This is a genomic window from Terriglobales bacterium (genome assembly GCA_035624475.1).
In the GTDB taxonomy this organism is placed as follows: Bacteria; Acidobacteriota; Terriglobia; order Terriglobales; family Acidobacteriaceae; genus DASPRL01.
The window spans coordinates 1-8,748 of record DASPRL010000031.1 but is presented as its reverse complement, the minus strand read 5'-3'; the positions used below and the strand labels follow the sequence as shown (position 1 = coordinate 8,748).

Annotated in this window: 8 protein-coding genes and 1 pseudogene; 8 read left to right on the top strand and 1 reads right to left on the bottom strand. The window is 67.0% G+C overall.

What is annotated here, in order from left to right:
* Both VEG08_01535 and VEG08_01530 read left to right on the top strand, forming a co-directional pair.
* A partial coding sequence (locus tag VEG08_01535) for a hypothetical protein (GenBank protein ID HXZ26658.1) occupies positions 1-245 on the top strand: 245 nt, incomplete at its 5' end.
* Positions 246-401: 156 nt separating this feature from the next.
* Positions 402-533, top strand: a pseudogene (locus tag VEG08_01530) (WG repeat-containing protein).
* Positions 534-756: 223 nt separating this feature from the next.
* Here the strand turns inward: VEG08_01530 and VEG08_01525 are convergent.
* A complete protein-coding gene (locus VEG08_01525) occupies positions 757-1,473 on the bottom strand; it encodes a hypothetical protein (GenBank protein HXZ26657.1) in 717 nt (238 codons plus the stop codon).
* A gap of 294 nt (positions 1,474-1,767) precedes the next feature.
* Here VEG08_01525 and VEG08_01520 point away from each other — a divergent pair, with 294 nt between their 5' ends.
* The 6 genes from VEG08_01520 to VEG08_01495 all read left to right on the top strand — a co-directional run bounded on the left by VEG08_01520 (position 1,768) and on the right by VEG08_01495 (position 8,524).
* Positions 1,768-2,325, top strand: coding sequence for an RDD family protein (locus tag VEG08_01520; GenBank protein ID HXZ26656.1), 558 nt, complete (start codon positions 1,768-1,770; stop codon positions 2,323-2,325).
* Positions 2,326-2,353: 28 nt separating this feature from the next.
* On the top strand, positions 2,354-4,612 hold the full coding sequence (locus tag VEG08_01515) for an LptA/OstA family protein (GenBank protein ID HXZ26655.1): 2,259 nt from the start codon (positions 2,354-2,356) through the stop codon (positions 4,610-4,612).
* Positions 4,613-5,341 (top strand): LPS export ABC transporter ATP-binding protein, encoded by a 729-nt coding sequence (gene lptB / locus VEG08_01510; GenBank protein HXZ26654.1) that lies wholly within the window; start codon positions 4,613-4,615, stop codon positions 5,339-5,341.
* A 43-nt stretch (positions 5,342-5,384) separates the two neighbouring features.
* Complete coding sequence (rpoN, locus tag VEG08_01505) at positions 5,385-7,046, top strand: RNA polymerase factor sigma-54 (protein HXZ26653.1); 1,662 nt, start codon at positions 5,385-5,387, stop codon at positions 7,044-7,046.
* Positions 7,047-7,117: 71 nt separating this feature from the next.
* Positions 7,118-7,714 carry a ribosome-associated translation inhibitor RaiA gene (gene raiA / locus VEG08_01500; GenBank protein ID HXZ26652.1) on the top strand — a complete coding sequence of 199 codons (597 nt, stop codon included), beginning with the start codon at positions 7,118-7,120 and terminating at the stop codon, positions 7,712-7,714.
* Positions 7,715-7,885: 171 nt separating this feature from the next.
* On the top strand, positions 7,886-8,524 hold the full coding sequence (locus tag VEG08_01495) for a hypothetical protein (protein HXZ26651.1): 639 nt from the start codon (positions 7,886-7,888) through the stop codon (positions 8,522-8,524).
* Positions 8,525-8,748 lie beyond the last annotated feature (224 nt).

Here is an 8,748-nt window from a genome sequence, read left to right as displayed (position 1 = left end):
TGAAATACGTAGCCCTGGCAGTCGCGAAGCAGCGATACGAGCACGACGCCGCACAATTGCAGTCGATCCTCGGCCCCGGCTGGACGGTGTCTCAGGAAAAGAAGGATGGCACCGACGAAGATTTGTTTACTGCCTGGCATGAGGCGAAGAACCCTGCAACAGGGGCGGCCTTCAGGCTGGATCTGATAGTCATGGGCAAGGATGCCGCCAGCGTCGAAATACACTTCACTAGCCCGAAAAAATAGCGCTGCGCCCAGACCCCCGGTTTTAGCGGGTCGCCTTCAAGCGGATCCAAGGGACAAGATGCTCTAGCGCTGGAAGCTCCGATAAATACCACCCTGCCAGGTCCGCCCCCTTGTCAGCCGGAGAGAGCGGCGCTGTAGTCCCCCGGGTTCCTCGACAGGACCGGCAAGGTGGTGATCCCGGCCAAGTATGACCAGACCATGGAGTTCGATCATGGTCTGGCCTACGTGCGGATCGGCGATCACGACGGCTACATCGGCGTCGACGGCACCGAGTACTTCGAGCCGTAGAGGGTCAAGTTGATGTGGACGAGTCGCCGGCACCCTGGTGATGCGCCGCTCCTGAGCCCGGGGCGCTCCCCGGAAGGCACGGCTTGGTAGGCCCGGCTTCAGCCCTGGGTCGGGCTTCAACCGGCGGGCTGCAACTGGTGCTGCGCGACTTCGCGCGCGCCCCGGCGTCGCAACGCCGTGGTGCCGGCCACGGCTCCCGCCGGGACCTGAGCCGGCGCCTCCCTCACTGCTTCGGCGGCAACTGACCGATGACCTTCCCGTGCTCGTCGAGCAATTGGATCGTCGGTTGTCCGTTCACATCCACCTTCATCACGATGCGATCGCGTTCCTGCGTGTCCTTCATGCGCAGCAAGACCGATCCGTCATAGCGCCCGAGGATGATGCGGTTCTGATCGCCCGGATGCGTCTTGTAGAACTCCAGCCACGCCGCTCTTTGCTGTTCCGGTGGCAGGGCGCGGATGCGGGCTGCGGCTTCGAAGGCTTCGGTGATCGGGTAATCGCCCCGGTCGGAGATGACCAGGGCCGAGTAGCGATGGCCATTGCTTTCCCCGGCATCGATCGTGAACACCTGGTCCTGCATGTACTGATCGAAGCTGAGATGACCATTGCTGGCCACTGCGCCATCCTTGTTCTTGCCACCCCCGAAGATCAACCCGCCCATCTCCGTGCCTTCATCGTCAAGAAACAGCAGTCCTGTGGCCTTGCGGTCGGCGCGCGCAATCTCTTTCCCTTTGACGAAAGAGCCAGGGAAGCTCGCGCGGTCCGAGATCACCATGCGCAAGGTGCCGTCCGGTTCCACTACGTTGATGCGATGAACGCTGATCTCGTCGAATTGCTTGACCCTGGAGTCGGCCGACAGGCCGGTCAGCAGTGTGGCGCCAAAGACGATTGTGAGGACCCCGGAGTAGACCATCAGAAACTTGCCGGACCATTCGCGCATGCAGACCCCTCCAGGAGGCGATTGTGGTGACTCGGCTCCCCTAGACGATTTGCGCGAGGAAAGGTTTACCAAGGTGTCTCTGGCAGGCCCCGACGCTCAGGATGACGACACGTGAGACGGGGGCCGTCATCGTCTCGTAGAGGCCTTTACACTCGTCCGCCCCGGCGCTATAGTGCCCCGCCATGTCGCCCGAAGGCACCATCTTCTGCGTGAAGTGCGGGACGCAACTGCCGGCCTCGGCGCAGTTCTGCGCCCGCTGCGGCGCCGCCCCTTTCGCAGGGCATGGCGGCCGCCATGCCTCCTGCGGCCGCGCCCGTGGTGGTGGCGGCGCCGGTGGTTTCCGCGGCTCCCGCCGCCTCCGCCGCCCAGATGGCCCCCGTCGCCGCGGCCGCGCCCGCGGCGGCGGCCGCGCCTCGCTATGCCGGCTTCTGGCTGCGCGTCGGGGCGATCATGATCGACGCCATCCTGCTCGAGTTCGTGATCATCCCCCTCTCCTTCATGGTGGGGCTGATGGTGGGGCTGGCCGGGGCCGGCGGCGGCGCCGACCAGGCGGCCCTGCAGATCGTGGCCGCGCTGCTGGGCGGCCTGGTCGGCCTGCTCTCCTACTGGCTCTACTTCGCGTTCTTCGAGAGCTCCTCCAAGCAGGCCACGTTGGGCAAGCGGGTGGTGGGCATCTACGTCACCGACCTGGGCGGGCGGCGCATCTCCTTCGCCCGCGCCACCGGCCGCCACTTCTCCAAGCTCATCTCCTCGGCCACCCTGCTGATCGGCTACATGATGGCGGGCTGGACGGAGAAGAAGCAGGCGCTGCACGACATGATCGCCGGCACCCTGGTGCTGCGCCGCTCCTGAGCCGACCCATCCTGTAAGATGGGAGGCAATGCCCGTCCCGGTTCAGCGCCTGCGGCGCGCCTTCGCCCTTTCCGCCGCCGCCATCGTCGTGGTCGTGGCCGGCTTCTATGTCTACGCCCGGCTGCGCGCCCGGCCCATCATCCCGGGGCCGGTGCGGTCGGCCGGTTCCGAGGTCCAGCAGAGCACGACCGGCTTCACCTATTCCCATTCCGAGGGCGGGCGCACGCTATTCACCATCCGCGCCTCCAAGGAGATCCAGCTCAAGCAGAGCGGCCGCATCCAGCTCCAGGACGTGAGCATCGTGGTCTACGGCCGCCAGGCCAACCGCTACGACCAGATCTACGGCTCCGACTTCGAGTATGACCCGCAGAGCGGGGAGATCTCCGCCCCCGGCGAGGTCAACATCGACCTGGAGAACGATCTGGAGGGGCCGCTGCGCCCCGACCAGGTCCCGCCCAAGGAACTGAAGAACCCCATCCACCTCAGCACCCACGGCATGACCTTCAACCGCAACACCGGCTTCGCCTCGGCCACCGGGACCATCGAATTCCGCGTGCCCCAGGCCAGTGGCTCGGCCGTGGGCGCCTACTACGACTCGCGCGCCAACCTGCTCACCCTGCGCTCGCAGGTGCGGGTGAAGCTGGCCGGGCCTCAGGGCGCCACCGTGCTGGCCGACCACGCCCTCTTCACCAAGGAGCCCCGGCAGGCGGAACTGGACTCGGTGCGCGTCGAGCAGGCAGAGCGCTCCCTGGAGTGCCAGAAGCTGACCTTCTTCCTGCGCGACGACAACACCCTCGACCGCGCCGTGGCCTCCGGCGACGTGCGCGGCGCCGCCCACGGTCCCACCAGCGCCCTGCTGCGCGCTCCCCAGGCCGACTTCCGCATGGGCGCGCGCAACCAGGTGCGCTCGGCGGCGCTCAGCGGAGGGGTGGCGTTGGAGCTTGCGGGCGAGACCGTGGCCAGCGGCACCGCCGGGCGTGCCCTGCTCGACTTCGGGCCGCGCAACCGCCTCCGCAAAGTCTCCGCCGTGGACGGGGTCCGCTTCACCCAGCCGCCGCGGCCCGCCCAGGGCAAGAGCCCGGCGGCCCAGGGCGTGGACCTGACCGCCCAGGCAGTGGATTTCTTTGTCAAGGACGGGAAACGGCTGGACCAGGCCGTCACCGCCGGCCCCGCCCAGATCACCCTGCTGCCCGCGCCGGGGACGGCGCTGGGCGGCTCCACCGTGGTCACCGCCGACCAGTTCCAGGCCTCCTTCGACGCCCGCAACCACCTGCGGAGCCTGCACGGAGCCCCCAACACCCGCATCGTCTCGGCCACCCCCGGCAAGCCCGACCGGGTCAGCACCAGCCAGTCGCTGACCGTGAGCTTCGCTCCCCGCGGCGGCATCGCGGGGGTGCTGCAGGAGGGCCAGGTGCAATACAGCGAGGGGCCGCGCACCGCCACCGCCGGGCAGGCGCGCTACCTCCCCGCCGACGACACCCTGGTGCTCACCGGCGCGCCCCGGGTGAGCGAGAGCGGCCTCACCACCACCGCCCAGACCATCCGCTTCGACCGCCGCAGCGGCCAGGCCACGGCCGAGGGCGACGTGAAATCCACCTATGTGGACCTGAAGGAGCAGCCCGGGGGCGCGCTGCTGGCCTCTTCCGACCCCATCCACGTGACCGCGCGCTCGGCCACCGCGCGCCAGGACACCGGGGTGGCGCGCTACAGCGGCCAGGCCCGCCTCTGGCAGGGCGCCAACATCGTGCAGGCCCCGGTCATCACCTTTGACCGCCCGCACCGCACCCTGACCGCCCAGGCCGCCGGGGGCGAGCTGGTCTCCACCGTCTTCGTGGAGGAGAGCCAGAAGGGGAGGGTCATCCCGGTCAACGTGCTTTGCGGGCGCCTGAGCTACGTGGACGCCGAGCGCCAGGCCCACCTCGAAGGCGGCGTCACCAGCAAGAGCGCCGACGCCACCCTCACCGCCGACCAGGCCACGGTGGTGCTGGCGCCGCGGGCGGAGCGGGCCGAGCCCGGGGCGCCTCCCAGCGCCAGCCGGGTGGAGCGGGTGCTGGCCGAGGGCCATATCCGGGTGCAGGAGGGCGGCCGCCAAGCCCAGGGCGACCACCTGGTCTATACCCCGGAGGACGGTAAATTCGTCCTGACGGGCGGTTCTCCTAGCATTTTTGATGCCGAACACGGCTCTGTGACCGGGGATTCGTTGACTTTCTTCAGTCGCGATGATAGGGTGCTCGTGGAAAGCAAGGGTTCCACACGCACCGTCACCCGGACGCGAGTCAGTAAATAGATGTCGACCCTGGCGACCGACGAGCTCGGCAAATCGTACCGAGGGCGAAGGGTAGTCGACGGCGTCAGTCTGGAGGTCGCCCAGGGGGAAGTGGTGGGCCTGCTCGGGCCCAACGGCGCCGGGAAAACCACCACCTTCTACATGATCGTGGGCCTCACCCCCGCCGACACCGGGCGCATCCACATCAACGGCACCGACCTCACCACCGTGCCCATGTACCTGCGGGCGCGCAACCACGGCATCAGCTACCTGCCCCAGGAGCCCTCCGTCTTCCGCAAGCTGACGGTGGAGGAGAACATCCTGGCGGTGCTGGAGGCCCAGCCCATCTCCTGGCACGAGCGCCGGGAGCGGCTGGAGGAACTCATCGACCAGCTCGGCCTGGGCTACATCCGCAAGAACCGCGGCTACGCCCTGTCAGGAGGCGAGCGCCGGCGGGTGGAGATCGCCCGCGCCCTGTGCATCACCCCCGCCTTCATCCTGCTGGACGAGCCTTTTTCCGGCATCGACCCCATCGCCGTCCTCGACCTGCAGAAGATCATCTTCGACCTGAAGGCCAGCGGCATCGGGGTGCTGGTCACCGACCACAACGTGCGCGAGACCCTGTCGGTCACCGATCGCGCCTACATCATCAACGAAGGCAGGATCTTCCGCTCGGGCACGCCCGAGCAGCTCGGCAACGATCCGGAGGTCAAACGCGTCTACCTGGGAGAGAGTTTCTCCCTGGTCTGATTCCGGCGGCGGGGCCGCGGCCCCGCCCACGTCAGGAAAACCCATGGTCCTGCTCCAGCCCAGATTGAACCTGCGGGTCTCGCAAAAGCAGATCCTCACGCCCGGGCTCGTGCAGATGGTGAGCGTGCTGGCGCTCAACAAGCTGGAGCTCAAGGACATGATCACCGCCGAGATCATGGAGAACCCCATCCTGGAGGAGCTGGACGCGCAGGTGCCGCTGCTCGACGAGGTGGCCGGCCGCCAGGAGAAGCGCGAGCGCGAAGAGGTCCCGGAAGAGCCGGTGCTGGCCAACGAGAAGAAGGACCCCTTCGACGAGATCGACTTCGGCTCCTTCTTCCAGAACTATCTCGACCCCGGCTACCGCAGCCCCCAGTCCGAAGAGATCGACAAGCCCTCCTTCGAGAACTTCCTCTCCCGCCCCGCCACCCTCACCGACCACCTGATGTGGCAGTTGGGCGCCATGAACGTGCGCCCGGAGGTGCGCGAGGCCGCCGAACTCATCATCGGCAACCTCAACGAGGACGGCTACCTCACCGCCAGCGACGACGAGCTGCTGGGCCTGGTCGCGGCCGAGGCCGGCGTGCCCCTGCTCGAGGACGGGGAAGAGGAGGAACGCGAAGCCGCTGCGCCCACCGCGGAAGGTGGCGTGGCGCCCGAGCCCGCCCCGGCCCCGCTTCCCGCGCACGCCGCCCCCGCTGAGCCTCCCGCTCCCGCCGCCACGCCCGCCTTCGACCGCGCCGCGCTGCAGGAGGCCATCGAGCTGGTGCGCCAGATGGACCCGGTCGGAGTCGCCGCCCGCGACCTGCGCGAGTGCCTGCTGGCCCAACTCCGCTACCATCAGCACATGCATCAGACGCGCGCCAACGGTCACAGCAACGGCAACGGCGCCGACACCGCCCAGCTCCTGGCCGACGCCCTCGCCCTGGTCGACACCCAACTCCACGCCGTGCAGTTGAAGCAGTACCGCGAGGCCGCCAAGGCCATGGGGCGCCCGGTGGAGGCGGTTATGCAGGCCATCGAGTTCGTCCGCACCCTCGATCCCAAGCCCGGCCTGCGCTACAACCGCGTCGAGCCCCGCCTCATCGAGCCCGACGTCGCCTTCGTCAAGCAGGGCGACGAGTACCTGGTGGTGATGAACGACGACGACGTTCCCCAACTCCGCCTCAATCCCGCCTACTGCCGCCTGCTCACCCGCGGCGCCGCCGAGAAGGACGTGCGCAACTACGTCAAGGAGCGCTACAAGTCCGCCATCCAGCTCATCAAGAACATCGAGCAGCGCAAGCAGACCATCCTCAAGGTCTGCTACGCCATCCTGGGCCGCCAGCGCGACTTCCTCGACCGCGGCCTCGACCACCTCAAGCCCATGATGATCAAGGAAGTAGCAGAGGAGATCGGCGTCCACCCCTCCACCGTGAGCCGCGCCGTGGCCGGCAAGTACGCCCACACTCCCCAGGGCGTCTTCGAACTGCGCTACTTCTTCAGCGAGAGCGTGCAGGGCCCGGAGGGCGGCGGCACCTCCCTGGTCATTCTCAAGCGCCGCGTCAAGAAGCTCATCGAAGAGGAAGACCCCACCCGGCCGTTGACCGACGAGCAGATCACCCGCATCCTCCAGTCGCAGGGCATCCAGGTCACTCGTCGCACGGTCGCGAAGTACCGGGAGGACATGCGCATCCCGAGCACCCACCAGCGCAGGGTGAAAAGTTAGGTTGTTTGGCCCCGCAGTGTGGCCCGTCCCGCCGCACCTGGACGGAGCGGGTGGTTCTGAGGAGGGAGCAAATGAACGTGGAATACACCGGCCGGCAGTACGAAGTGACTCCCCTCATCCGCAAGCAGATCGAACAAGGCCTGGCCAAGCTGAGAAAGCTCCTGGGCGACAACTTCGACACGCACGTGATCCTGGCCTGCGAGAAGTACCGCTACATCGCCGAGATCGCGCTCACCGTCCGCAACCAGGCCCTGGTGGGCATCGGCGAGGCCACCGACATGGGCCTGGCCATCACCCAGGCCCTGGACCGCATCGAGAAGCAGACGGTGAAGTACAAGGCGCGCTGGCGCACCCGCAAGCGCCAGGCACGCAAGAAATTCGAGGCCCGCAGCCAGGCCGAGGAGCAGGTGCAGTTCGCCATCGGCGCCACCGCCGCCACCGCCGTTCCCCTGGTGGTGCACGCCTACCCGCCCGTGGCCCGCACCACCGAAGCCCACCTGGTGCGCTCCCAGGACTCGGTCTCCCTCCGCCCCATGACCCTGGAGGAAGCCATCAAGGAAGCCGAGTTCCGTGACCGCGACGTCTTCGTCTTCCGCGACACCAACGGCAAGGTCAAGGTCCTGCACCGCACCAAGGACGGGAAGATGGAATTGATCGAAGCTCCGTAGGAGCAGTTGCCGGTTCCCGGTTCCCAGTTCTCAGCCGGGGCGCCGCCAAGCGGCGCCCCAATCTCTTGTTTGTCATCCTGAACGCGGCGAGGGAGCGAGCGACTGAGCTAGTGAAGGACCCCTATTCCCGGCGGGCAACTCGCTTTAGAATCTTCGAATCAGAGGAGACCTATGAAGGCGAAAGCCCTCTTCGTTGCGGTTGTGTTGCTGGCGCTGATCTGGCCGACACCGGGCGCAGCTCAGAAGCCGGCGGCTGAGGATGCGGTAACGCCCGACGAGTACGCGGTCTACAACGCCTATCTGCGCACTGTTCTGCGGTCTAAGCACTTCGCTGAGGATGAGTTACCCAGTAAGCAACTCAAGACGCTGGTCATCGTGGATCACACTGGCGGACCCTATAAGGAGAAGGACGAACCGAACTGGAGCAAGTACGTGAAGGGGGGGCTGCAGGGGATGGATCCCGGCTTGGTGGATGTGTTCCTGACACGGAACAAGGCGGCAGCGCCTGTGGAAAACCACTTTGAGACATCCCTCAACGTCACGTTCGTTTCTCAAGAGGAGATTGATGGCATCTTCAAGCAGGGCGCAAAGAACCCTGACTTCGGCTGGGACGGCTTCTACCGCAAGTTCCCCGATTCCCAGGGCTTCACTAGGTTGTCCCGAGTGGCCTTCAGTTCCGATGGCAAACAGGCCTTGCTACGCGTCGATACCTCCTGCGATTGGTTGTGCGGCGCGGGGTACATGGTGCTGCTGGAAAAGAAAGAAGACGTCTGGATCGTCAAGAAGGGGCTCATGCTCTGGGTTTCGTAGGTCTCGGCGCCCACGTCCCGAGAAAATTTGGCAAGCTGTTCCCCTCTCGCCCTACAATTCCCCTGTCTCCCCGCCGCTCCCAGTGGTTTGCCTGCGACAATCCGCCGCCGCGCTGGCGCTCCTGGCCACGCTGCTCGCCGTCTCCTCGGCGGCGGCACAGAAGCCCGCCTCGGCGCCCGCCCCCAACCCGGCCGCCCCGCCCCTGAGCGCCGCCTCCGAAGCTC